The organism is Streptomyces sp. NPDC018031, from assembly GCF_044327625.1.
Lineage (GTDB): Bacteria > Actinomycetota > Actinomycetes > Streptomycetales > Streptomycetaceae > Streptomyces.
In genome coordinates this window covers 147,256-171,353 of sequence record NZ_JBIRFT010000006.1, presented here as the reverse complement: position 1 = coordinate 171,353, position 24,098 = coordinate 147,256, and the positions used below count along the sequence as shown (strand labels likewise).

The window sequence follows — 24,098 nt, the reverse complement described above, 5'->3', positions numbered from 1 at the left end:
CCGCCGAAGTGCCATCAGCGTCCCCAGCTGCCGCCCCCGACACCGTTCTGGTCGTCGACTTCGGCGCGCAGTACGCACAGCTCATCGCCCGCCGAGTCCGTGAGGCGCGGGTCTACAGCGAGATCGTGCCGTCCACCATGCCGGTCTCCGAGATGCTCGCCAAGAACCCCAGGGCGATCATCCTCTCCGGCGGGCCCTCCTCGGTCTACGCCGAGGGCGCCCCGACCCTGGACCGCTCGATCTTCGAGGCCGGAGTGCCGATCTTCGGCATGTGCTACGGCTTCCAGCTGATGGCGACCACGCTCGGCGGCACGGTGGACAACACCGGCGCCCGGGAGTACGGCCGCACGCCGCTGGCCGTCAGCAAGACCGGCTCCACCCTCTTCGAGGGCACCCCGGCCGAGCAGACGGTGTGGATGTCGCACGGCGACGCCTGCTCCGCCGCCCCCGAGGGCTTCACCGTCACCGCCTCCACCGACCTGGTGCCGGTCGCCGCCTTCGAGAACGACGAGAAGAAGCTGTACGGCGTGCAGCACCACCCCGAGGTGATGCACTCCACGCACGGCCAGCAGGTGCTGGAGCACTTCCTCTACCGCGGTGCCGGGATCGAGCCGTCCTGGACCACCGGGAACGTGATCGAGGAGCAGGTCGCCGCGATCCGCGAGCAGGTCGGCACCAAGCACGCCATCTGCGGCCTGTCCGGCGGCGTGGACTCCGCGGTCGCCGCGGCCCTGGTGCAGCGTGCCATCGGTGACCAGCTGACCTGCGTGTACGTCGACCACGGCCTGATGCGCAAGGGCGAGACCGAGCAGGTCGAGAAGGACTTCGTCGCGGCCACCGGCGTGCAGCTGAAGGTCGTCGACGCCAAGGAGCGCTTCCTGACCGCCCTCGCGGGCGTCTCCGACCCCGAGGAGAAGCGCAAGATCATCGGCCGGGAGTTCATCCGGGTCTTCGAGCAGGCCCAGGCCGAGATCGTCGCCGAGGCCGGCAGCGGCGCGGAGGCCGTGGAGTTCCTGGTCCAGGGCACCCTCTACCCCGACGTGGTGGAGTCCGGCGGGGGCACCGGCACCGCCAACATCAAGTCCCACCACAACGTGGGCGGCCTCCCCGAGGACCTGGAGTTCCGGCTCATCGAGCCGCTCCGCAAGCTGTTCAAGGACGAGGTCCGGATGGTCGGGCAGGAGCTCGGCCTGCCGGAGGAGATCGTCCAGCGCCAGCCCTTCCCGGGCCCGGGCCTGGGCATCCGCATCGTCGGCGAGGTCACCGAGGAGCGCCTGGACCTGCTCCGCGAGGCCGACGCCATCGCCCGCGAGGAGCTGACCGCGGCCGGTCTGGACCGGGACATCTGGCAGTGCCCGGTGGTGCTCCTCGCCGACGTCCGCAGCGTCGGCGTGCAGGGCGACGGCCGCACCTACGGCCACCCGATCGTGCTCCGGCCGGTCTCCTCCGAGGACGCCATGACGGCGGACTGGTCCCGGCTGCCGTACGACGTACTGGCACGCATCTCGACCCGGATCACCAACGAGGTCGACGAGGTGAACCGGGTGGTGCTGGACATCACCAGCAAGCCGCCGGGCACCATCGAGTGGGAGTGACCGCCGCTCCCGCCGTACGGCACCGGGCTTCCTGAGCCCCAGCCGCCTCCGCCGCCCCGGCATGACCGGGGCGGCGGACCGGCACCCGCGCCGCCGCCCGGACCTCCGGGCGGCGGCGCGGTCGTTCCCGGCCCCGCCCGCCCCCGGCCCAGGGCCGCACCCCCCGACGCCCCCCGTCCCTCCGAGGGCGTCGACCTTCCCCGGCCCCCGCCACCGGGCCGGGGCGCCTTCCCCCGGCGCACCGCCCCGGGCCTCCGTCACCCTCGGGGTGTCTCATCTCCCTCCGGCGCCCTCCTCCCGCGCCCGCCTTCGGGTCGTGGCGCCACCGTCGACGCCGCGTGCCAGGCCGCCCGTGTGCCGCCGCCGTCCGCCGATGCCGGGGGCCGGGGCCCTGTTGTGCCGGTGTTCGCGCCGCGCAGCGCACCGCCCGCGACCTGGTCGATGCCGGGCCGTGGGGCGGGCCGTGGAGGCGAGCCGTCAATCCGTCGGTGTCCCGGCCTCACCCGTACGTGGCGCGAGTGCGACCCGCTGCGGTGGACGTCGCGCACGGCGGGTCGTCGCAGGGCCGGGCGCTGTCCGTGCCCGGCGGACCCGTCCGGTGCCGGGCGGCCGCCCGGGGCGGGCCCGGGCGGATTGGCCTGAAGCCGCCATGGCGCCGCCGGGATGCGGCACAATTCCTGGCCGATGCTCGACAGTTGGGAGAGCCCCGTGGCGGTGGACCAGGCGAAGGACGCCACGACCGGCGGTGTGCACCCGCCCAGGCGGGGCGGTGCGCAGGATCCCGGCCCGGCCGGCCCGCCCCCGCCGTATCCTCCGGCCCCGACCGTTCCGCCGCCGGCCCTTCCCCCGCCGGGCGGCGCCCGCCGGGGCGCCGGCGGCCCCGCCGGCGCCAAGGGCGGTGGCCGCCCGGGCGACGGTGGCTCCGGGAGCGGTGGCTCCGGGAGCGGTGGTGCGGCCCAGGAGCGCCCCGGCTGCGGCTGCCCGCGCGGCGCACGGCAGGCGTACCACCGGGCCGCGGCCGACTTCGCCGCCCTGCGGGACCGGCTCGCGGCCGGACAGGGCCTGCCCGGCGCCCTCGCACACTCGGCCGAGGCGTCCCGGCAGTGGGTGTCGGACGAGCTGACGCGTGCCGCCGGGACGGTCGCCGAGCGCGGCCGGGCGGCGTGCCAGGCCTGGCTGGCCTCGGTGTGGCGGCAGCTGGTCGTCGCACTGTGGGCGGCGGTCGGGGCGCTGCTGATCGCCCAGCTGGTGTCCGCGCTGGCCTCGGACGGCTGGACGGCGGCCCGCACCGCGGCGCTGGCCGCCGCCGTGGTCACCGGCGCGCTGCTGACCGCCGTGGCCTGGCTGCACCGGGCCGGCGGCGGGCTGCTGGCCCCGCTGATCGGCGAGGACAACCGGCTGTCCACCACCCGCGCCGTCGCCTGCGGCTGGGCGCTCTTCGCCGGGTACGCGGTGCTGATGCTGGCGGTGCGGCGGGCGGTGACCGCGTCCGCCGAGGGCCCCGCACTGGGCCGGTCCGCCGCCCTGCTCACGGTGACCGGGCTGAGCTGGGCGGTCGCGGTGCTCGCCCGGCTGGTGGTGGCCAACCGGGTGCGGGCCCAGCGCACCCAGAAGGTGCGGGCCGACCGCCCGCGCCCGGCCGACCTGCTCACCGACGACTCGGGACGCGGCAGCTTCGCCGACGCGCAGTACGTCCTGCTGAACGCGGCGGTCGCGCTCTTCGCCTGCGTGCTCCTCGCCCGCGACCCCGGCCGGCTGCCCGCGCTGCCCTGGTCGCTGGCCGTCCTGCTGGCGGTGTCGGCGGTGACCTGCCTGGTCGGCAAGTACACGGACGGCGGGCGGCCGACGGTGCTGTCGGTGGTACGGGTGCGGCAGGCGGGCGATCTCGACGGGCCCATCCGTACCGGCGACGACATCGAGATCCGGGGCAGCGGGTTCGTCCCGCCCGGCGCCCTGGCCGCCGACCGGCTGGCCCGGACCGTGGTGCGGATCGGCACCGTGCATGTGCACGTGCCGCTGGTGCCGGTCGCGGGGGGATTCACCAATCCGGCGGACTCGGTGCTGATCGTCCCGGTCCCGGTCGACGTCGAGCCCGGCCGGACCGATGTGCAGGTGATCACCGCGTCCGGCGCGGAGAGCAACCGCTACGGGATCGACGTCCTCGACTGACCCCTCGCCAGGGCGCCCCGGCCCTGCCCCGCCAAGGCCCCGGCCCTGCCGGGGCAGGGCCTCGTCCCGGTCGCCGGATGCCGGTCGCCGGCTCCCGGCCCGCGCCGGACCACCGCCCCGGCTCCCGTCGCCCCGCCCGGCCACCCAGGTTCCCGTCGCCCCGGCCGCCCCGGCCGCCCCGCCGCCGGGCCGGCCTCGGCACCCGGCCCGGGCCGGTCGGCTTCCCGGCGGTCGCCTCCCACCGCGACCGGCAGCGCCGTCGGCCGCCCGAGTCGGTCAGAATTGACCAGGGCACGATGGAGAGGCGGCGGGTGTCATGACGGACGGGGATCACGCGGACCGGACGGACGCGGCGGGCCCGGCCCGGCGGAGCCGGCTCGACACCATCCGGGCGACTACCCGGCACGGTCTGCGGGAGAAGGCCACCCGCCACGCACTGCTGCCGCTGCGGGTCTTCCTGGGGGTCACGTTCGTCTACGCCGGGATCGACAAGCTCACCACCTCCGGGTTCTTCGCCTCCTCGGGGCCCGGCTCGATCGGCGGGGTGATGGAAACGGTGCGCGACAGCTCGGCCGTGCCCTGGCTGGTCGACCTGGCGCTCAAGGCCCCGGAAGGCTTCGGCTACGCGATCGCGATCGGCGAGCTGGTGGTCGGGCTGGGCACCCTGCTGGGCGTGCTGGCCCGGCTGGCGGCGTGCGGCGGGGCGCTCATCTCGCTCAGCCTCTGGCTCACGGTCAGCTGGCAGACCGATCCGTACTACTACGGCAACGACCTGGTGTACCTGATGGCCTGGCTGCCGCTGGTGCTGGCGGGCGCGCCGGCGCTCTCGGTGGACGCGCTGCGGGCACGCCGCCGGGGCCGGGACGGCGGCCCGCTCCTCGGCTGAGGCCGCTGCTCGCCGCGGGTGACGCCCGGGCGCCGCGTTGCCGGGGCCGGGACCAAAGCCCGCTCCTCGGCTGAGACCGCTGCTCGCCGCGGGTGACGCCCCGGGCGCCCGGGCCCGCGCGCCGGTGGCCCGACATCCCATGACCCGGCCCGCTCCCGCGCCCGCGCCGGTGGCCCGACATCCCATGACCCGGCCCGCTCCCGCGCCCGCGCCGGTGGCCCGACGCCCCGCGCCCGCGGCCCGACGTCCCGAGATCCCCGGCCCGTGCCCGCCCACGGGGCGCGCCCGTGCCCCCGTCCGCGTCCGGCCCGGGTTCCAGGCGCTCCGGTGGCCCGGGCCCGGTGCCCGCGGTCTCCGGTGGCCGGCCGGGCGTGTCACTCCGGGGCGGGCCCGTCCCCGCCGGAGGGCGCGCGTCCGGTGCCGCGGGACCGGTGGCGGAGGCCGTAGGCGACCCCGGACACCACGGCCGCCACGCACAGCCCGCCGCAGATGACCGGGACCAGCACGAACACCGGGATCTCCCACTCCCCGGCCGCGTCCATCCCGTACAGCAGGGCGGCTGCGAGCACCGCCAGCGCAGCGACGAGCTTCCCGGGTTCGAACGTGTGCCGCTTCACGGGCGGAGCACCTCCACCTGGCCGATACCGACCTCCAGATCCAGCTCCAACGTGCCGCGGGCGGGACCGCCCCCCATCGGCTCCAGGGTGACCCTGCGGTCCCGCAGCGGGGAGACGTCGATGTCACCGCTGTTCTCCCCGGGCAGCTGCACATCGCCCAGGCCCACCTCGATGTCCAGCTCCACCCGTGCGTCGCGCGGCACCGTGACGACCAGCCGGCCCGCGCCGACGTCCACCTCGGTGCGCACCCGCCGGCCGTCCGTCAGCGGCAGACGGGCCAGCTCCAGCCGGCCGACGCCGGTGCCGAGTTCGTAGTTCCTCGCCACCGCGTCCGCGGTCGCCGGCGTCCAGGTGCGCCGCTTCCAGTCGGCGGTGACGGACTTCGGCAGCGCCGCCGCACCGGCCAGCAGCCCGCTGGTCAGCACCACGGCGACCATGGTGCCCGCGCCGGTGCGCCCGTACACGCTGCTGATGAGCAGTCCGGCGCCGAACACGGCGAGCGCGGCGACGAATCCGGTCTGCAGGCTGGTGCCGAGCGGCTGGGTGGCCCAGGTCGCGCCGATCCCGATCGCGGCGGCCGCGACGGCGGCGAGGAAGGTCCAGCCGCCGATCGAGGTGCGTTCGGGGGCCGGGCGGGACCGGGCGGCGGCGGCCGCGCGCCCGGTGGCGTACCCGCCGGCGTCGGGGCCGTCGGCCGGGCCCCACAGGTAGCCGGTGCCGACGTGGCCGGTGGTGCCGTCCTTGACGATCGGGTCGCGCCACCAGGACGGGCCGCCCCGGGCCGGCGGGGCCTGGGTCTCCGGCGGGGCGCCCTCGTGGCCGCCCTTGCCCGCCGCGGTGCCGCCGGCGGCGGTCTGCGGGGCGGCGGTGTCGGTGTCACCGGTCTCGCCGTCCGCCTGGTGCCGGTGCCGGGACCAGTACGCGGCGCCGACCGTGGCCAGCGACAGCATCACCGAGAAGCCGACGATGTTGCCCTTGTTGAGCATGGAGAGGAACAGCCCGCAGCCCACCAGGGCGCAGAGCAGCGCGGTCAGCGCCGTGCCCTCGACCCGCCCGGACAGCAGCCGCCGCCCCTCGTGCTCGTCCTCGCCGAGCATCGGGACCAGCAGCCAGCAGAAGCCGTAGACGATGAGGCCGATCCCGCCGGTGACCGCCAGCACCGAGAACACCACCCGGAAGATGACCGGGTCCACGTCGCAGTACCGGCCGAGCCCCCCGCACACCCCGCCGAACACCTTGTTCCCGGGGCTGCGGCGCAGCGGCACCGGGCCCGGCGCGGGGCCCTGCGGGTCCGGGCCGTCCCCGGGCGCGCCGGGCGGCCCGGACGGTCCGGGGCCCTGCGGCCCGGAGCCGGGTGGTGCGGCGGAGGAGGACCCGTCGCGCCGGTGAGCGTCCGCGACGGGGTGTGCATCGGTCATGCGTCCATGGTGACAAGTCGTATCGCCGCCCGGCATCCGGTCCCGACCCTGGGCCTTCCCTGAGATCGACCCCGAGTCCGCGGCGGCTATCGTGTCGTTTCGAACACATGCGGGGCTGGGGCGAGGGGAGCGCGGTGTCGGACCAGGGGCGGCTGATCGCCGGACGGTACCGGTTGGTGGACCGGATCGGGCGTGGCGGCATGGGCACCGTATGGCGGGCCGAGGACGAGCTGCTCGGCCGTCAGGTCGCCGTCAAACAACTGCACATCTCCCCGCACCGCTCGGAGGACGAACTCGCCACCGTCCACGAGCGCACCCGCCGCGAGGCGCGCAGCGCGGCCCGTATCACCCACCCCAACGTGGTGGTGGTGCACGACGTGGTCGACCACGAGGGCCAGCCGTGCATCGTGATGGAGTACGTGCCGTCGACCACCCTCGGGGACGTGATCAAGAGCGGCGGCCCGATCACGCCCGCCGAGGCGGCCCGGATCGGGCGCGGGATGATCGCGGCACTGCGCGCGGCGCACGCGGCCGGTGTGCTGCACCGCGACGTGAAACCGGGCAACGTGCTGCTGGGGCGGGTCGATCCGCAGGACGAGGCGCGGGCCGGCGGCCGGGTGGTGCTCACCGACTTCGGTATCGCGATGGCGTCCGGTACGTCCACGCTCACCAAGACCGGTGAAGTGGTCGGCTCCATCGACTACATCGCCCCGGAACGCGTCAAGGGCCGGAAGCCCGGACCCGCCTCCGACCTGTGGGCGCTCGGCGCGACGCTCTATCAGGCGGTGGAGGGCCGACCGCCGTTCCGCCGGGCCACCGCCATGGAGACGGCGTACGCGATCGCCATGGACCCGCTGGAACCGCTCCGGAACGCGGGCCCGCTCACCGGTCTGATCGAGGCGCTGCTCGCGAAGGACCCGGACCGGCGGCCGTCGGCGGATCAGGTGGAACGGGCTCTGCGGGCACCGGCGTCGGAGGCCGAGACGGCGTTCCTGGAGGTGTCGTTCGGCACCGCGTCCCTCGCCGCCCCCGCCCCCGCCCCGGCCCCCACTCCCGCCGAAGACCCCGCCCCGGCACCCGCACCCGCACCCGTACCCGCGCCCGCACCGGCGCCGGCCGACCCCGGGGACACCCCGCGGAACGATCCGCCGCCGGCCGCCGCCGGCGGCGCCGCCTCCGGTGCGGTCCGCCCGGCCGACTCCGGGGCGACCCCCACCCTCACCCCGGTGCCGGGGCCCGAGCGGGGCGGGCGGCGGGGCCGCGGCGCCCTGCTGACCGCGGTGGCCGCGGTGACCGTGCTCGCGGTGGCCGCGGGCACCTTCTACTTCGTCTCCCAGAACGACGGTGACGGGGTGAAGACCGGGGCCAAGTCCGAGGGCGAGAAGACCCCCGGCACCGGCACCAAGGGACACCCGGACGACGGCTACCGGCCGCCGCCCGTCCCGGAGGGCTACCGGCTGGTGGAGGAGAAGGCCCTGGGCGTCTCCTTCCCGGTGCCCGAGGGCTGGGTGCGGCAGCCGGACAGCCGGCCCGGCGAGGTCGACTACATCGACCCGACGGGGCTGGTCAACCTCCAGCTGAACGTCCTGGACCTGGCCGCCGCCGACCCGCTGGAGCACTTCAAGGACGTCGAGCAGATGTTCCAGAACAAGTACCCGGTCAGCGAGCGGCTGCGGCTGCAGCGCACCCGGTTCCGCGGCGAACCCGCCGCGATCTGGGAGTTCAAGTTCAAGGGCTCGGCCCGCTGGTTCCGGGCCATCGACCTGGGCTGGGGGCAGCCGGGCCTGGAGGAGTACGCCGTGTACCTGTCCGCGCCCGAGGCCCAGTGGCAGCAGTACCGGGGCATCTTCGACCACGTCCGGGACGGGCTGCGGTTCGCCGACGACGAGGGCGCCGGGGCCACCGGGGGCGCCGGGCAGTAGTCCGGCGCGGGAACGGCACCGGGGATCGCCCCGGGGGCGGCACCGGGGATCGCCCGGGGGGCGGCACCGGGGACGGTTCCGAGGCCGCGTCCGGGTCCGATCAGGGGTGACCCTGATGCCCCGGCCCCGCCGACCGTGTGACGATCGACTCCATGGCCACCACCACACCGCGAGCCGGGTCGCACCGCGTCCCGCCGCCCGACGCCACCGAGCCGCCCCCGCGCAAGCTGTACCGCAGCGCCGAGGGCCGCTGGCTCGGGGGCGTGGCGCGCGGGCTGGCCGGGCACCTCGGGGTGCCGGTCTCCTGGGTGCGGCTGCTGTTCGTGGCCCTGTCGATGGCCGACGGCTTCGGCGTCATCCTGTACGCCCTCTTCTGGTTCGTGGTGCCGCTGGGCGTCGGCGGCGTGGACACCGGGCGCCCGGGCCTGATCGGCACCGCGCCCGGACCGGACGGCAGACGCCGGCTGTTCGCCCGCAAACCCGACAAGGGCCAGATCCTCGCGCTGATCGCGGTGATCGTCGGCGCGGGCATCTTCGTGGAGAACATCCACATCGGCCGGGTCGCCGACACCTACATCTGGCCGCTGCTGCTCATGGGGGCCGGGGTGGCCCTGGTCTGGCGGCAGGCGGACAACGCCCGGCGCGCCCAGTGGGTGGAGCTCAGCCGCAGCAAGCGGGTGCTGCCGGTGGCGCGGATGGCGGCCGGGGTGCTGCTGGTCGGCGTCGGCGTGACCGGCATCGTCGTCATCCAGGGCTCCGCGGAGCACCTGGGCTCGGTGCTGCAGGCGACGCTGGCGGTGATCGTGGGGCTGGCGCTGCTGGCCGGCCCGTACCTGATCCGCATGATGCAGGACCTGTCGGCGGAGCGGCTGATGCGCATCCGCGCCCAAGAGCGGGCCGAGGTCGCCGCGCACGTCCACGACTCCGTGCTGCACACCCTCACCCTGATCCAGCGCAACGCGGACGACGCCCGCGAGGTGGCCCGGCTCGCGCGGGCCCAGGAGCGGGAGCTGCGCGCCTGGCTGTACAAGCCGGAGGGCACCGGCAAGGACGAGGAGGAGGAGCCGGACACCCTGGCCGAGGCGGTGCGCCGTACGGCCGCCGGGGTGGAGGACCATCACGGGGTGCCCATCGAGGTCGTGGTCGTCGGGGACTGCCCGCTCGACGAGCGGCTGGGCGCCCAGATCCAGGCCGCGCGCGAGGCGATGGTCAACGCCGCCAAGTACGGTGGCGAGGGAGGACCCGTGCAGGTCTACGCCGAGGTGGAGGGGCGCAGGGTCTTCCTCTCGGTACGGGACCGGGGGCCGGGCTTCGACCTGGAGTCGGTGCCGGGCGACCGGATGGGCGTGCGAGAGTCGATCATCGGCCGGATGCAGCGCAACGGCGGCACCGCACGGCTGCGGTCCGCCCCGGACGGGGGCACGGAAGTGGAGCTGGAGATGGAGAGGGCGGCGACGACATGACGGAGAACGGGCCGGCGGCGGCCGGAGGGCCGCTCGGCGGGGCGGCCGGGGACGCGGGGACGGAACGCCGGGTGCGGGTGGTGCTCGTCGACGACCACCGGATGTTCCGTACCGGAGTGCGCGCCGAGATCGGCCAGACCGACCGCACCGGCGTCGAGGTGATCGGCGAGGCGGCCGACGTGGACCAGGCCGTCAGCGTCATCGGCGCGACCCGGCCGGAGGTCGTCCTGCTCGACGTCCACCTGCCCGGTGGCGGCGGTGTGGAGGTGCTGCGCCGCAGCACCGCCCTGATGGGCGACCCGGAGAGCCCGGTGCGCTTCCTGGCGCTGTCCGTGTCCGACGCGGCCGAGGACGTCATCGGCGTCATCCGGGGCGGCGCGCGCGGCTACGTCACCAAGACCATCACCGGCACGGACCTGATAGACGCGATCTTCCGGGTGCGGGACGGTGACGCGGTCTTCTCGCCGCGGCTGGCCGGGTTCGTGCTGGACGCCTTCGCCTCCACCGACGCCCCGCCGGTCGACGAGGACCTGGACCGGCTCACCCAGCGCGAGCGGGAGGTGCTGCGGCTGATCGCCCGCGGCTACGCGTACAAGGAGATCGCCAAGCAGCTGTACATCTCGGTGAAGACGGTGGAGAGCCATGTCTCGGCGGTGCTCCGCAAACTCCAGCTGTCCAACCGGCACGAGCTGACGCGCTGGGCGACCGCCCGGCGGCTGGTCTGAGCCGCAGGCGGGCAGAGGCAGGCCGGGGGCCGGCCGGGAGGCTGCCGGTCGACGGCAGGGGTCGGCCGGGAGACGGCAGGAGCTAGCCGGTCGATGGCAGGGGCCGGCCGGGAGGCGGCAGGAGCTATCCGGTGGCAGGGGCCGGTCGGGAGACGGCAGGCAGCGGACGGGCAGCGGGCAGGGCCGGACGCGGGCCGCGCGGGTGCGCGGACCGGCGGCGCCCGCGGCCGCGCACGGCGGTCCGGAGACGGGGGCGCGGCAGCAGGCGCGGCACGCGGCCGCGGGAGAGCGGGTCCGGGCCGGTGGCCCGGGGAACGAGCGGGAGGGGACAACGCGTGGCGGTCGACACCGGCGAGCGGGACGGCACGGTCAGCGGCGACAGCAGTGACGGCAGCGGCGACCGGAGGAGCGGCGACGGCAGCGGCGACCGAGGGAGCAGCGGCGGCAGCGTCGACGGGGGAGCGGGGGGTACCGGCATACGGTCCCGGGTCTCCGTCTACGCCCTGGTCACCGGGGCGTCCGACGGTACCGGCGAGGCCGGCGGTGCTGGGGAGACCGGCGGTGCTGGGGAGACCGGCGGTCCTGGGGAGACCGGCGGTCCCGGTGAGGCTGGGGGTTCCGGGGCGTCCGGCGGTTCTGGTGAGGCCGGCGGTGCCGGCGGGGACGCGGCGCAGGCGCCCCGGCCCGGTGCCGTCGCACCCGGGGACCCGGCGGTACCCGGCGCCCGGGACCGGATCCTGCTGACCCGGCTCTCCGACGCCTCGCCGATCTTCGAGGGCGGGCTGTGGCACCTGCCCGGCGGCGGAATCGACCCCGGCGAGCAGCCGCTGGAGGCGCTGGCCCGGGAACTCGACGAGGAGACCGGGCTGACCCTGCTGGACGCCCGGCTGCTCATGGCCCGCAGCTACACGGCCACCCGGCGGGGCATCAGCTGGCACCTCGTAGCGCTCTTCTACGCGGTGGAGGTGGCCCCCGGTCCGCCGCGGGTCACCGAGACCGACGGATCCACCGCAGAGGTGGCCTGGCTGTCCCGCGCCGAACTGAGCGACGAGGCGGTGCGCCGGCAGACGCTGTCACCGGCGGCGGTGGACGCGCTGCGGCTGCTCGACGGGCCGCTGCTGCCGGACGGGCCGCGGCCGTCCGACGTCTGAGCCGGCGGCGCCGTCCAGCGCTTCCGCGGCCGTCCGCCGCGAGGGCGTTGGGCCCACGGCCGTCCGCCGCGGGGCGCTGGGCTTTCGGCCGTCCGCCGTGGCAGACGGACGGCCTGGGCGGCGGACGGCCGTCCGCCCGTCTGTCCGCCGCCGTGCCGCGTCCGTTCACCGGTCGATGCCCGATCGCCGTTCGGTCGTGGTCCGTCCGCCGCCGCGCCCGTCCGCCGCGTCCGTCCGCCGCCGTGCCCGTCCGCCGCGTCCGTCCGCCGCCGCGCCCGTCCGCCGCGCCACCCCCGTCAGCTGCCGGTCGCGGGCCGGTGGGCGCGGCCCGGCGGGACCCCGGCAGCCGGCCGGAGCCCGATCGGCGGGGCCGGGGCGGCGGGGCCTGGCGGTGAGGTGGGCGGGTGCGGCGGGTGTCCCGGGCAGCGGGCCGCCGCCCGGGCGGCGGCGTGGTGCCTCAGCCGGCCGTGACCGCCATGGTCTTCTTGGCCAGTTCGAACGCCGGGACCATCGCCCGGTGCTCTCCGGTGTCCATCCCGCCGAGGTGGATCACCACCGCGCCCTTGGGGGTCACCACGGCGACCGCCCGCTCCTCCTTGGACTCCTCGGCGAGCTCGCCGTAGGTCATGTACGTGGCCTCGGTGGCGTCGAGCCCGGCGACCTTGACCGCGTGGAACTTCTCCTTGCTGGGCTTGTCCCCGTCGGCGACGAAGCCCTCCAGCACCTTCCGGGAGTCCCCGCCGCCGGCCGTCGCCTTGCCGGTGTAGATCCGTATGAAGCCGATGTGCCCGGCGGGCTTGGCGTCGATCTCGCAGACCATCTCGACCTCGCCCTGCTTGGTGAGGTCTTCGAGGAGTTCCGCGACCTCCTTGTCCTCGGTCGTGGCCTGATCGATCGCGTCCGGCTCCCAGGACTTCGCCAGGTCGAAGGTCACCGGCAGCGTGCAGGTGGTCCCCTTGGCACCGATCTTCTTGCCCGAGGACCGGGCCACGGACACCTTGGTGTCCTCGCCCTTGGCCGTGCTCTGACCGCCGTTCCGGCTCTTGTTCCTGCCGTCGCCGTCGCCGTCGTCGCCGGACTGGTCGGAGCAGCCGGTGAGCGCACCGATCACCATTGCCGCGATCGTCGCGCCCACCACTGCTCTGCCGGATCTGCGCATGCCGGTGTTCTCCACCCTTGTTCGAACCTGTGCTCGGCTATGCCGAAAAATTCGCCGAAGCATATACCGAGGGCCACGCTTCGGACGATCACGTTTCAGCACCGGGTTCCGACGACGGCGCAGGTCAGAGCGGGCCCGCCGGGTGGAGCACGCCGGTCAGCCGTGCGGGGTGCCCAGCAGGCCGCACGACGCCCCGGTGATCGTGCCGTCCGGTGCGAAGAACACCCGCGTCTCGTAGAGCCCGGAGACCGCGCTCAGGAAATCCGGGCGGCCGTAGTGATGCACCTGGAGGCCGAGGCGGTCGCAGTACGCCTGCATGACCGACCGCATGGTGGCGTCCCGCACTTCCGCCGGGGTGATCCCGTGCAACCAGCTCGCCCCCGCCCGGATCTCCTCCCCGGTGGTCTCGGGGTCGGTGCCGGGGGCCGGCAGCCGTTCGTCGGTGACCACCCAGAACTCGTTGCCCAGCGAGGTGAAGGCGTACCCGGCCGCCCCCGCCGCGGTCCGCGCCAGCGCCACCGCGAACGACTCGCACTGCACATACGGCCGCAGGTCCAGCCGCCCGCCGGCCAGCTCCGGCAGCTCGGCGCCGGCCTCCGGCCCCGCCGCCTCCCGGAGGCGCTCCCGTATCTCCTCGGTACCGGCCGCCCATTCGAACCACCGCTCGTCGGCGTCGTAGGCGCCGAGCCGCCGCGCTTTCAGCCCGCCGCCCGGAAAGCGCAGTTCGCCGGCCGCTTCGTCCCACTGCGGTGCCCGTCCGTCGAACTCCAGGTGCTCGTCCGCGTACTCCACCATCGCCCGGGTCCGCCGGATCGAGTACGCGATCTCCCGCGCCGCCACCGGCAGCAGAGCCTCGGGGAACATCCGGTCCGGATGCGCACCGGGCGTCCGGCGCGGTTCGAGCAGCTCCTGCTCCGGTGCCGCCGCGGAGCCGGGCGCACCGCCATCCGCCCCTGTCACCTGGACATCGCTGACCTCCTCCCCGTCGATGCGTACCGTGATCCGATCCCCGCCCGGAAGTGTCCCGACCACCTGTCCAGGACCGTACGTGGGTTCGATCGAGTGTCGCTTGAACCAGCCTTGAACCGTCTTCAGTGCAGGTCCCGGGAGCAGCGCGGCACCGTTGCGCAGCGGCTGCTCCGACCGTCCCGCGCGGGGCTCGGCGCGTGGCACCGCCGGGTCGTCCACGACCAGGAACGCCCGCCCCCGCTCGTTGATGACGGCGACCGCCCCGCCCCGCGCGTCCAGCAGCCCCATGCAGATGAGCATCAGGTGGTCGGCGGCGAGCCGGGGGTCGGGGAAGTGGTTGAGGTCCGGCATCCGCTCGGTCAGCTCCGGGATGCCCTCACGCTCCCCGAACTCCCGCAGCTCCGCCGCCCGCCGGGCCCCCGGAGTGTCCCGGAAACCGTCGTTCCCCCACGCCCACAGCCAGGTGCCGTCCAGGGCGTAGGTGCCGAGGATCTGGCCCTGCAGGGTCACCCCGGACCGGGCCACCGTCGGCTCGTCCAGGTCGTAGTACGTGGGACCGTGCGGTACCAGCCGGTCGAAGAGGTCCAGTTGCTCGCAGACCCAGCCGAGGTGCGGGCGGGCGGCGTCGGTGAGCTGGTCGCTGAAGGTTCCGTGGGTTCCGTACATGGGTGAGTCAATCCGTAGGTAGGCGTCGTTTGCTGCGGGTGCTGCGGGTGCTGCGGGTGCTGCGGGTGCTGCGGGTGCTGCGGGTGCTGCGGGTGCTGAAGCCGGTGGTGCTCATGGTGCTGTTGGTGCCAGACCGTGCCAGTCGTGCCAGACCGTGCCAGTCGTGCCAGCCGTGCCAGTGGTGTCGATGGAACTGGCGATGCCGGTGCAGCCAAGTGGTGCCCGTGGTGCGCGTGTTGCGGCTCTGTGAGCAGGGACCCGACCCGCACGCCCCTGGTTCCGCCCAGGACGGGGCCGGTACGCGGCGGTTACCCGGCCGTGATGGCGACCGGAGGGCAGGCGGCGAACCGGCCGGCGCGGCACCGGAGTCGGGTCACCACCGGTTGACGAGCGGCGCGTCCGGTTCGTGCCCCCGCCAGGCTTCGGCGAGGCGGGTGAGGCGGGCGGGGGCGGCGATGCCGCGCACGGTCGCGATCCTGTCGTTGGCGATGTCGAACGTCACGGCACCGACGGGCTGGTCGCCGACCACGAAGAGGATGGCCGGGGCGCCGTTGACGAGCGCGTAGTGGATGGCGGGTGTGCCGCCGGCCAACCGCCGTTTCGCGGGCGTGGGTGTGAACCCGGCCCGCGCGACGGCGGCGATGCGCTGCGGAGTGTCGAACCGCAGCAGCTTCTCGGCCAGGCCGGCGCCGTCGGAGATCGCGGTCGCGTCGTCGGTGAGCAGCGCCACCAGCCGTTCGGTGCGGCCCGAGGAGGCGGCGGCGAGGAACTCCTCGACGATCCTGCGGGCGGATGCCGGGTCGACCTCACCACTGCCGCGGCGCTCGGCGGTGATCCGGCGCCGGGCCCGGTGGAGGTGCTGCTGGCTCGCGGACTCGCTGATGTCGAGGATCTCGGCGGTCTCGGCGTGGCTGTAGGAGAACGCCTCGCGCAGGACGTAGACGGCCCGTTCGAGGGGTGACAGGCGTTCCATGAGAGTCAGTACGGCCAGGGACACCGATTCGCGCTGTTCGAAAGTGTCGGCCGGGCCGAGCATCGGGTCGCCGTCGAGGAGCGGTTCGGGCAGCCAGGCGCCCGCGGTGCGTTCGCGGCGGGCCCGTGCCGAGCGGAGCCGGTCGAGGCAGAGGTTGGTGACGACCTTGGTCAGCCACGCTTCCGGCACCTTGATCCGCTGCCGGTCGGCGGCCTGCCAGTGCAGGAACGCATCCTGCACGGCGTCTTCGGCGTCGACGGCGGAACCCAGCAGCCGGTACGCCAGCGAGGCCAGCCGGTTCCGGCTGGCCTCGAACCGACTGGCGTCGAAGCGGTCGGTGGCGGTGTTGTCCACGCGGCACACCCTAAGCGACTACGCCACCGTCTTCTCGGCGGACGCATCCGCCGCGGCGGTCAGCCGGTGCTTGCGCTTGGGCAGGCCGAACGTCGGGTGCTCGGTGCCCCACAGCGACATCCTGACGATGCCCGCCTTGACCCGTGCCGCCTTCCGGCCACCCATGTACTTCGGCTTCGCCTGCCCTTCGCCGTCGACCATCTGCAGGATCCCGTCCCGCCGTCCGAGGCTGATGTGGTTGCCCACGTACTCCAGCTTGACCCTCGTGACCTCACGGCCGGTCAGGTTCCCCACGACCGCGTCGACGGCCTGCCGGCCGGTGTAGCCCGCCGACGCGCAGGACATCGGCAGCGGCCGGCCGTTGTCGGCGACGGCGTAGGCGCTGTCGCCGACGGCGTAGACGTCCGGGTGCGAGACCGACCGCATGGTGCGGTCGACGACGATCCGACCGTTCTCGGTGACCTCCAGTCCGCCGGCGGCGGCGATGGGGCCGGCCTCGAACCCGGCCGTCCACACGGTCGCGTCGGACGCCAGGGCGCTGCCGTCGGCGCACAGCACCCGGGTCGCTTCGACGGCTTCGACCACGGTGTGCTCCAGGACGGTGATGCCCAGCCGGTCGCAGGCCCGGCGCAGGTGGCCGCGGGCTCCGGGGGAGAGCTGGGAGCCCAGTTCGCCGCGGGCGACCAGGACCACCGACAGGCCGGGCCGGGATTCGGCGATCTCGGTGGCGGTCTCGATACCGGTCAGTCCGTCTCCGACGACCACCACGCTCCCGCCTTCGCCCTTCCTGTCCAGGCCGTCCAGGCGCTCGCGGAGGCGCAGCGCCGAGGGCCGGCCGGCGACGTCGAAGGCGTGCTCGGCCACGCCGGGTACGCCGTGGTCGGCGACGTGGCTGCCGAGTGCGTAGAGGAGCGTGTCGTAGCCGAGTTCGTCGCCGCCGTCGGCGTCGGCCACGGCGACGACCCGGCGCTCGGGGTCGACGGCGGTGACCCGGGCCAGGCGCAGCCGTATCCCGGTGCCCGCGAAGACGTCGGCGAGCTTCGGAGCCTCGATCTCCTGGCCGGCCGCGAGTTGGTGCAGCCGCAGCCGCTGCACGAAGTCCGGCTTGGCGTTGACCACGGTGATGTCGGTGTCCGCCGGGGACAGCCGGCGGGCCAGGGTCCCGGCCGCGTAGGCCCCGGCGTAGCCGGCGCCGAGGACGACGATGCGGTGTTTCATGTGATGCTCCCATCGGTTCGCTTGGTCCCGGTGGCTTGAGCGGGACAGCGTTCCGATTCCTGACAGACGTCGGGTGTGACGCCGGTCACAGGCGGGTGGGAGTGCGGACTCGTCCGGTCCGGCGCGGGGGCGGCGCCGGAGCGACGGGGCCGGCGGGAGTCGTGGTGGCCGCTCGGTACCGCGGGGGCGCGGACGGGGGGTCCGGGCGGTTACGGCGCGACCAGGCCCGCCAGCAGCGTCGCCACGGAGCCCTCGATCACCGCTTCGCGTTCGGCGGCGGGGAGTTGCGCGAGCGGGCCGTCCAGGATCAGGTCGGCCAGGCCGTGCACCATGGCCCAGGCGGGTGACTCGGCGGCGGGCCGGCGGCGGGCGGGCATCCGGCCGGTGGCGACGAGGTCGTCGAGGCTGGCGGACAGCAGGTTGAACGACCGGAACTGGGGTTCCGAGGTGCCCGGTTCGGTGCCGGTCCAGGAGTCGTCCGGGGAGCCGGGGATCCTGCAGAAGGCGGACCGGTAGAGGCCCGGGCGCTCGATGGCGAAGTGCACGTACGCCCGCCCGATCGCGAGGAACCGCTGCCCTGCCGACTCGCCCGGGTCCGCCGCTTCCGGAACCTGGTCGGCGGCCTGCTCCAGGGCGTCGGCGAGGGCGACCTGCCCGCGCACCTTGACGGCGTGCAGCAGTGCCGCCTGGCCGTCGAAGTGGCGGTAGGCGGCGGTCGGGGAGACGCCGACCCGGCGGGCGGCCTCCCGGAGCACCACCCGCTCCGGACCGCCGTCGACCGCGAGTTCCACGGCGGCGGTGATCAGGGCGTTGCGCAGGTCGCCGTGGTGGTACCCGGCCTTCCCGGCGGCCGCGGCGGGCCGCCGCGCGCCCTGCTTCCCACCCGCCGTCCGCGTCCCCGCGGTGGCACCCCCGTCGTCCGCCGTCCGCGGGCCGGTCGGGGTGCGCCCGTCGTCCGCCGTCCGCGGGCCGGTCGGGGTGCGCCCGTCGTCCGCCGTCCGTGGGCCGGACGCCGCCTGGGCCCCGCCCGCCGCGCGTCCGCCGCCCGCTGCCGGCGCGCCGGCCGCCGGTCGCTCCTGCGGCGCGCCCGGCCCGTTCGCGGCCCGCGCCTTCCGAGGCTTTCCCGACTTCTCGACCATGCCTTCATCCTGCCCGATGTTGACAGCATTAACATCCGGCTGCCAGGGTTGATGTTAACGCCATAAACATCGCACTGAGGCGTCGTCCGACGCCGTTGGAGGTGGCCATCGTGCTCACCCGGATCGCCGAGCTGGCCCTACACAGGGCCAAGCTCCTGCTCGCCCTCGCCGCCGTGGCCGTCGTCGTCATGGCAGCGGTCGGCTTCGGGGCGTTCGGCAAACTCAAGGGCGGCGGGTTCGAGGACCCCGACGCCCCGTCCAGCCGGGCCCGCACCGTCATCGACGAGAAGTTCGGCGGGGAGACCGACCTGGTCTTCCTGGTCCGCGCCGACGGCGCCGGCGACCTGGACACCCCGGCGGTCCGGGAGCGCGGCCGCGAACTCACCGCCGCGCTCGACGCCGACCCCGCCGTCGACGGCGTCGTCTCCTACTGGGACGGGACGAAGAACCCGGCCCTCGCCTCCGAGGACGGCGACAAGGCGCTCGTCCTCGTCCGGGTGAAGGGCGGGGCGGACGAGACCGAGGACCGGACCGAGGCGCTCATCGACCAACACGCCGGGACCCGTGACGGGACGACCGTGCAGGCCGGCGGCCAGGCCGCGGTCGGCCACGAGGTGACCAGCCAGGTCGGCAAGGACCTCGCGATCGCCGAATCCATCGCCGTACCGCTCACCCTGCTGCTGCTGGTACTCGCCTTCGGCAGCGTCGTCGCGGCGCTGCTGCCGCTGGTCATCGGGCTCATCGCGATCCTCGGCACCTTCGCCGGACTCTTCGTGCTCGGCTCGCTCACCGACGTCTCCGTCTTCTCCATCAACCTCGCCACCGCGCTCGGCCTGGGCCTCGGCATCGACTACGCGCTCTTGCTGGTCAGCCGGTTCCGGGAACAGCTGGCGAGCGGATCCGCGGTGCCGGACGCGCTCCGCGGCACCGTCCGGACGGCGGGCCGCACCATCGTCTTCTCGGCCGCCACGGTGGTCGCGGCACTCGCCGCCCTGCTGATGTTCCCGCCCTACTTCCTGCGCTCCTTCGCGTACGCGGGCATCGGGGTGGTGGTCGTCGCCGCGCTCAGCGCCCTGTTCGTCGTCCCGCCGCTGCTGGCCCTGCTCGGCCACCGGGTGAACAAGGGCAAGCTGCCCTGGGCCGCCTCCGTCCGCCGCGCCGACGCACCGCTGTGGGGCAAGCTCGCCGGAGCGGTCATGCGGCGCCCCGCGCTCCTCGCCCTCCCCGTCCTCGGCGTCCTGCTCCTCCTCGCCAGTCCGCTGCTCGGCGCCACCTTCGGCACCCCCGACGAGCGGGTTCTGCCCACCAGCGCGGAGAGCCGCCAGGTGGCCTCCCAGCTCGACCGCGACTTCCGGCAGGACGACAACGGCGCCGTCCAGATCGTCACCACCGACGCCGTCGCCGCCGCCCCGCTGCGCGCCTACGCCGAGGAGATCTCCCGGCTGGACGGGGTGGCGCGGGTCGACAGCAGCGCCGGCGGCTTCCGCGACGGGGCCACCGTCCCGCCCGCCGCCGACCCCGCCTCACTCGGCCGACCCGACGCCCAGCGGCTCGTGGTCGTCGGCGAGTCCGCCGCGAAGTCGGATGCCGCACAGGACCTGGTCCACGACATCCGCGAGGTGACCCCGCCGCACGGCACCGAGGCGCTGGTCGGCGGCGGCGACGCGGCCCTGGTCGACTCCAAGCACTCCATCGGGGTGCGCCTCCCGTTCGCCGCCGGGCTCATCATCGTCACCACCTTCATCCTGCTCTTCCTCTTCACCGGAAGCGTCGTCCAGCCGCTGCGCGCCCTGCTGCTCAACGCGATCAGCCTCGCCGCGGCGGTCGGTGCGATGGTGTGGATGTTCCAGGACGGGCACCTCGCCGACTTCTTCGGCTTCACCCCGCAGCCGCTGGACACCTCGATGACCGTCCTGCTCTTCTGCGTCGTCTTCGGGCTGTCGATGGACTACGAGGTCTTCGTCACCAGCCGCATGAAGGAGCTGAACGACGCGGGCGCGGACGGGGAGACCGTCGTCACCCAGGGCCTGGCCCGCACCGGCCGCATCGTCACCGTCGCCGCCGGCCTCCTCTCGGTCAGCTTCTTCGCCTTCGGGACGAGCGACATCAGCTTCCTGATGATGTTCGGCCTCGGCAGCGGGCTGGCGGTCGTCATCGACGCGGTACTGGTGCGCGGCGTGCTCGTCCCGGCGGCGATGCGCATCCTGGGCGGCCGGGCCTGGTACGCGCCGCCGGCGCTGCGCAGGCTCCATGCGCGGGTGGGGCTTTCGGAGGGGCCGTCGGAGCCGACTGACTCCACCAGCGGGGAGAAGACTCCCGTGCACGTGTGAGTTGCCTGCGCCGCCCGCCACGCTGCCGATGATCCCGGCGGCTGTGGCGGGACGCGTCTGGTGCGAGTGGTCAGACGTGTCTTCTGGCAGCCCGGCGTGACCGGACCGCTTTCATCCTGTGCCGGAAGGGTGAAATGGCCTGGTGGGTGGGGGTGTGACAGGGCAGACCCCGAGTCGTTTGCGTGATGATCGCACTCATCACGCCGACGACCGAGGGGCCCTGTCGATTCCGTACCCTTCCATGCTCGACGTCCCGTACGAGCTCGTCGAGCTGTCTCCCGGCTCATCTATGCCCGAAGGAAGGATGAAGAGGTTCGCGGAAGGAAGAGGGGTTCCCATGGCGCGATCACGCAGCGTGAGCCCGCCTCGGGACACCCCGACATGGTGTCCGGCCAGCCGACGCTGAGCGCCTAACTTCGAGCCGCTGCCAGCTGGTCCGGGGGAAGGTGCCCGAGCGGTGCCGCTCGCCACGCCCTGCGGATCCGCAGCGCGGTCCGGAACAGCACGACGGGGGTCGCGCAGGCACACGCGATGGTCACCGGGAGCATGGCCGAGTCGGGAAGGATCCCCATGACGCGGACGGCCGAGTGCAGTCCGGTGTACTGGTGGACGACCGGTTCGATGGCATCGTCCAGGACAGTGAACTGGGCGAAGTGCAGCCCCCAGGCGGCGCACACCGCCAGCCAGTAGCAGCCCGCTGCCACCGTCCAGGCCCGCACGGCAGGGGCGCCGGAGGCGCTGAGACGAGCGCGGAAGTACAGGAGCGGGGCCAGGGCGCACAGCAGCACCACGTACATCGGAGTCCGCCACCAGTCGTCCACGGCCCAGCCCGGGATGTCCGCGCGGAGGGACGCCACGACGGCGGGCGGCAGATTGCTCGCCGTCAACAGATCGTCGAACTTGCCCAGGACCATCCCGTAGGCCACCAGCGGGGTGAGGGCGAGCAGCCACATGATCGGGTGGCCGAGCCCCCTCTTCAGCCGGCGCGTCACCTCGCCCGGCGCTGTGGGCGGCGGGGCGATGGGCATGGGGTGCTGGTCCGGCGCGTAGGACGGTACGACCGGGACGAGTTGAGGCCGGGTCGGCAGGCCGGCGAGCGGAGAGGGAGGCGCGTCATGAGGGATGTCAGCGCCCGAGCCGGGCCCGGCCGAAGCGGGCGGGCGAGGCCCGCCGGCGGGTGCGCGGTCGAGGGCCGTGGCAACGTACCCGCCATCCGGGGTGCCGGCGGCGGCCGCGTCCCGCCCGGCGACCTGCAGGATCTGTGCGCGCATGCTCCGCGCGTCCGGGAAGCGGTCCTGCGGACTCTTCGCCAGCGCCCGTGTCAGCAAGGCCTGCACTTCTCCGGGCACCTGGACGCCGAGGACGCTGAGCGCGGGCGGCTCAGCGGTGACGTGCTGGTAGCCGATCTGGAACCCCGATTCCGCGTCGAACGGCACCCTTCCGGTGAGGAGTTGGAAGAGGATGACGCCGACCGCGTAGAGATCACAGCGTGGGTCGATGGCGCCGCCGGCCGTGAACTGCTCCGGGGCCATGTAGTGCGGCGTCCCCACGATGAAGCCGGTGCCGGTCAGGGCGGTAACCTGCGCGTCAAGAGCTCGGGCGATCCCGAAGTCCATGACCTTCACCGAACCGGCCTCGGTGACCATCACATTGGCCGGCTTCACGTCCCGGTGCACCAGCCCGGCGGCATGGCTCGCAGCCAGGGCATCCAGGATCTCGGAGACAAACCGCAAGGCCTCGGCCAGCGGCAGCCCACCGGGACCGGGGGGCACGTAATGACTCAGTGGCCGTCCCTGGACGTACTCCATCACCAAGTACGGCACACGTACGCCGGCCACGTCCTCCTCGAGCACGTCGTAGACCGCCACCACGTGCGCATGGCTGAGAGCGGCGGCCGCACGCGCTTCGCGGCGGAAGCGTTCCCGCCCGGCCGGATCACCGCCTGGCACGGTCGTCATCGTCTTGATCGCAACCGTCCGGCCCAGAGCATCGTCGTGCGCCCGGTAGACCGCTGCCATCCCGCCCCTGCCGAGCAGCTCACCGATCAGGAAACGCCCCTGAGCAAGCCGGACTCCCGGCCCGATGCCATGGGTCATCATCGAACTCCCCCGTTGACGCGGTGTAGTTGCGCAGTCGGGGCCGACACCGACCCCACCGACCCCGCCAGCCCGCTGCGTCGCAAGTATGCCCGACCCGGCATGAGCACGGACGGGCCTTCGCACAGCTGAAGTCCTGGCGACTGCTCCGCCGAGCCCGATGCGCCACCCGACGCATCGGCACCATCGTCCAGGCCGTCCACACCTTCCTGACCTGCAGCTAGGCCGCCCGGAGCCGCCCGGGGCCGCCGCCCGGAGCCGCCCGGGGCCGCCGCCCGGGCCGCTCGGGGCCGTCGGTGGGCGGCCCCTTCGCGTGGGCCGGTCGTGTCAGTCGGCGGCCGGTTCCCACACCGCGTTGTCGTGGGCGAACAGCACGCGGCGCGGGGCGAAGTCGGCGAGCCGGTCCAGCCAGGGGCGGTAGCCGGGCAGGGGGGCCGCCACTCCCTGGCGGGCGGCGTGCCGGGCCAGTCGGGCGGAGCCGTACTCGGAGGCGAAGTCGTACGCCTGCCCGGCGAGGACGGTCGCCGTGCCGTCGCCCTGCCGGACGACCAGCGACTGGTGGCCTTCGGTGTGGCCCGGGGTGGGCACGATCCGCACGCCCGGCCACACCTCGGCCTCGCCGGAGATCTCCTGGTAGCGGACGCCCGGGAAGTCGACCAGGTCGTCGATGGTGTAGCCGCCCCGGCGGGCGGTCGCCAGCTCCACCTCCTGCACCAGGATCGGCTTGCCCGGGAAGAGGGGGTTGCCTCCGCAGTGGTCGAAGTGGAGGTGGCAGTTGACGACCAGGTCGATGTCCGCGGGCGTGACCCCGGCGGACGCCAGGGCCGCCGGCAGCGGCCGTCGGTGGGGGCGGTAGTGCGCCTCCGTGCCCGGGTCCGCGGCCCCGATCCCGGTGTCGAAGAGCAGCAGTCCGGCGGCGTGCCGCACCAGATAGGCGAGCGCGGGTTCCACCCGCGGTTCGGTGCCGCCGGCCTCGGAAGCGGGCCGGACGAAGTACCCCAGGTCCAGGCGGATGACTGTCGTGTCGTGTCCCATGGGGCCACTGTGGCGGACGGAGAACCCTCGGGCAGGGTGGTCTGCTGACAGCCGAAAGCGGGGGCGTTCACCCGTTGTTCGCCGTGGGGAAATTCCCCCGCCTTGATCCGAAATGCGCTGAGTCGTTTGTCATCGATTCCGCACAACCGTGCCCATTCCCCGGGTGTCTTGCGGATACCAGGAACTGCCGGAGGCGTCGCCCCGTCACCCGTG

17 protein-coding genes and 1 pseudogene are annotated in these 24,098 nt (G+C 74.4%); 9 read left to right on the top strand and 9 right to left on the bottom strand.

Going from position 1 to position 24,098, the window contains the following annotated elements:
* The first annotated feature begins 8 nt into the window (after positions 1 to 8).
* The 3 genes from guaA (at position 9) to ACH4B3_RS17150 (ending at position 4,650) form a co-directional block, all read left to right on the top strand.
* The gene (gene guaA, locus ACH4B3_RS17160; RefSeq protein WP_398463661.1) at positions 9 to 1,595 is read left to right on the top strand and encodes a glutamine-hydrolyzing GMP synthase; all 1,587 of its coding nucleotides are present in this window, start codon (positions 9 to 11) and stop codon (positions 1,593 to 1,595) included.
* A gap of 684 nt (positions 1,596 to 2,279) precedes the next feature.
* Entirely contained in the window at positions 2,280 to 3,764 is a 1,485-nt protein-coding gene (locus ACH4B3_RS17155) for a hypothetical protein (protein WP_398463660.1), read from the top strand.
* Between the two features lie 316 nt (positions 3,765 to 4,080).
* A complete protein-coding gene (locus ACH4B3_RS17150) occupies positions 4,081 to 4,650 on the top strand; it encodes a DoxX family protein (protein ID WP_398463659.1) in 570 nt (189 codons plus the stop codon).
* Between the two features lie 374 nt (positions 4,651 to 5,024).
* Here ACH4B3_RS17150 and ACH4B3_RS17145 read toward each other — a convergent pair whose 3' ends face one another.
* Complete coding sequence (locus ACH4B3_RS17145) at positions 5,025 to 5,267, bottom strand: hypothetical protein (RefSeq protein ID WP_398463658.1); 243 nt, start codon at positions 5,265 to 5,267, stop codon at positions 5,025 to 5,027.
* Positions 5,264 to 6,685, bottom strand: a complete 1,422-nt coding sequence (locus ACH4B3_RS17140) for a PspC domain-containing protein (protein ID WP_398463657.1) — start codon at positions 6,683 to 6,685, stop codon at positions 5,264 to 5,266. Before ACH4B3_RS17140 ends, ACH4B3_RS17145 begins: the two co-directional genes overlap by 4 nt.
* 134 nt (positions 6,686 to 6,819) lie before the next feature.
* On the opposite strand from ACH4B3_RS17140, the gene ACH4B3_RS17135 reads away from it, so the two are divergent.
* The 4 genes from ACH4B3_RS17135 to ACH4B3_RS17120 all read left to right on the top strand — a co-directional run bounded on the left by ACH4B3_RS17135 (position 6,820) and on the right by ACH4B3_RS17120 (position 11,946).
* The gene (locus ACH4B3_RS17135) at positions 6,820 to 8,607 is read left to right on the top strand and encodes a serine/threonine-protein kinase (protein WP_398463656.1); all 1,788 of its coding nucleotides are present in this window, start codon (positions 6,820 to 6,822) and stop codon (positions 8,605 to 8,607) included.
* Between the two features lie 152 nt (positions 8,608 to 8,759).
* Entirely contained in the window at positions 8,760 to 10,070 is a 1,311-nt protein-coding gene (locus ACH4B3_RS17130; RefSeq protein ID WP_398463655.1) for a PspC domain-containing protein, read from the top strand.
* Positions 10,067 to 10,795, top strand: a complete 729-nt coding sequence (locus ACH4B3_RS17125; protein ID WP_398463654.1) for a LuxR C-terminal-related transcriptional regulator — start codon at positions 10,067 to 10,069, stop codon at positions 10,793 to 10,795. Before ACH4B3_RS17130 ends, ACH4B3_RS17125 begins: the two co-directional genes overlap by 4 nt.
* 335 nt (positions 10,796 to 11,130) lie before the next feature.
* Complete coding sequence (locus ACH4B3_RS17120; RefSeq protein WP_398463653.1) at positions 11,131 to 11,946, top strand: NUDIX hydrolase; 816 nt, start codon at positions 11,131 to 11,133, stop codon at positions 11,944 to 11,946.
* Between the two features lie 457 nt (positions 11,947 to 12,403).
* Here ACH4B3_RS17120 and ACH4B3_RS17115 read toward each other — a convergent pair whose 3' ends face one another.
* The 5 genes from ACH4B3_RS17115 to ACH4B3_RS17095 form a co-directional block, all read right to left on the bottom strand.
* The gene (locus tag ACH4B3_RS17115) at positions 12,404 to 13,105 is read right to left on the bottom strand and encodes a lipoprotein (protein WP_398463652.1); all 702 of its coding nucleotides are present in this window, start codon (positions 13,103 to 13,105) and stop codon (positions 12,404 to 12,406) included.
* A 156-nt stretch (positions 13,106 to 13,261) separates the two neighbouring features.
* Positions 13,262 to 14,740 carry a DUF6882 domain-containing protein gene (locus ACH4B3_RS17110; protein WP_398463651.1) on the bottom strand — a complete coding sequence of 493 codons (1,479 nt, stop codon included), beginning with the start codon at positions 14,738 to 14,740 and terminating at the stop codon, positions 13,262 to 13,264.
* A gap of 373 nt (positions 14,741 to 15,113) precedes the next feature.
* Positions 15,114 to 16,067, bottom strand: a complete 954-nt coding sequence (locus ACH4B3_RS17105) for a sigma-70 family RNA polymerase sigma factor (RefSeq protein WP_398463650.1) — start codon at positions 16,065 to 16,067, stop codon at positions 15,114 to 15,116.
* 18 nt (positions 16,068 to 16,085) lie between these two features.
* Positions 16,086 to 17,285 (bottom strand): NAD(P)/FAD-dependent oxidoreductase, encoded by a 1,200-nt coding sequence (locus ACH4B3_RS17100; protein ID WP_398463649.1) that lies wholly within the window; start codon positions 17,283 to 17,285, stop codon positions 16,086 to 16,088.
* A 209-nt stretch (positions 17,286 to 17,494) separates the two neighbouring features.
* Complete coding sequence (locus ACH4B3_RS17095) at positions 17,495 to 18,424, bottom strand: TetR/AcrR family transcriptional regulator (protein ID WP_398463648.1); 930 nt, start codon at positions 18,422 to 18,424, stop codon at positions 17,495 to 17,497.
* 110 nt (positions 18,425 to 18,534) lie between these two features.
* Here ACH4B3_RS17095 and ACH4B3_RS17090 point away from each other — a divergent pair, with 110 nt between their 5' ends.
* On the top strand, positions 18,535 to 20,754 hold the full coding sequence (locus tag ACH4B3_RS17090; protein WP_398463647.1) for an MMPL family transporter: 2,220 nt from the start codon (positions 18,535 to 18,537) through the stop codon (positions 20,752 to 20,754).
* A 410-nt stretch (positions 20,755 to 21,164) separates the two neighbouring features.
* Here the strand turns inward: ACH4B3_RS17090 and ACH4B3_RS17085 are convergent, their stop codons facing one another.
* Positions 21,165 to 22,850 (bottom strand): protein kinase, encoded by a 1,686-nt coding sequence (locus ACH4B3_RS17085; RefSeq protein WP_398463646.1) that lies wholly within the window; start codon positions 22,848 to 22,850, stop codon positions 21,165 to 21,167.
* 113 nt (positions 22,851 to 22,963) lie between these two features.
* Here ACH4B3_RS17085 and ACH4B3_RS17080 point away from each other — a divergent pair.
* A pseudogene (locus ACH4B3_RS17080) lies at positions 22,964 to 23,074 on the top strand (IS5/IS1182 family transposase); the annotation flags it as partial.
* Between the two features lie 103 nt (positions 23,075 to 23,177).
* On the opposite strand, the gene ACH4B3_RS17075 reads toward ACH4B3_RS17080, so the two are convergent.
* Positions 23,178 to 23,885: an N-acyl homoserine lactonase family protein gene (locus ACH4B3_RS17075; RefSeq protein WP_398463645.1), complete on the bottom strand. Its 708-nt coding sequence runs from the start codon at positions 23,883 to 23,885 to the stop codon at positions 23,178 to 23,180.
* Positions 23,886 to 24,098: the final 213 nt, after the last annotated feature.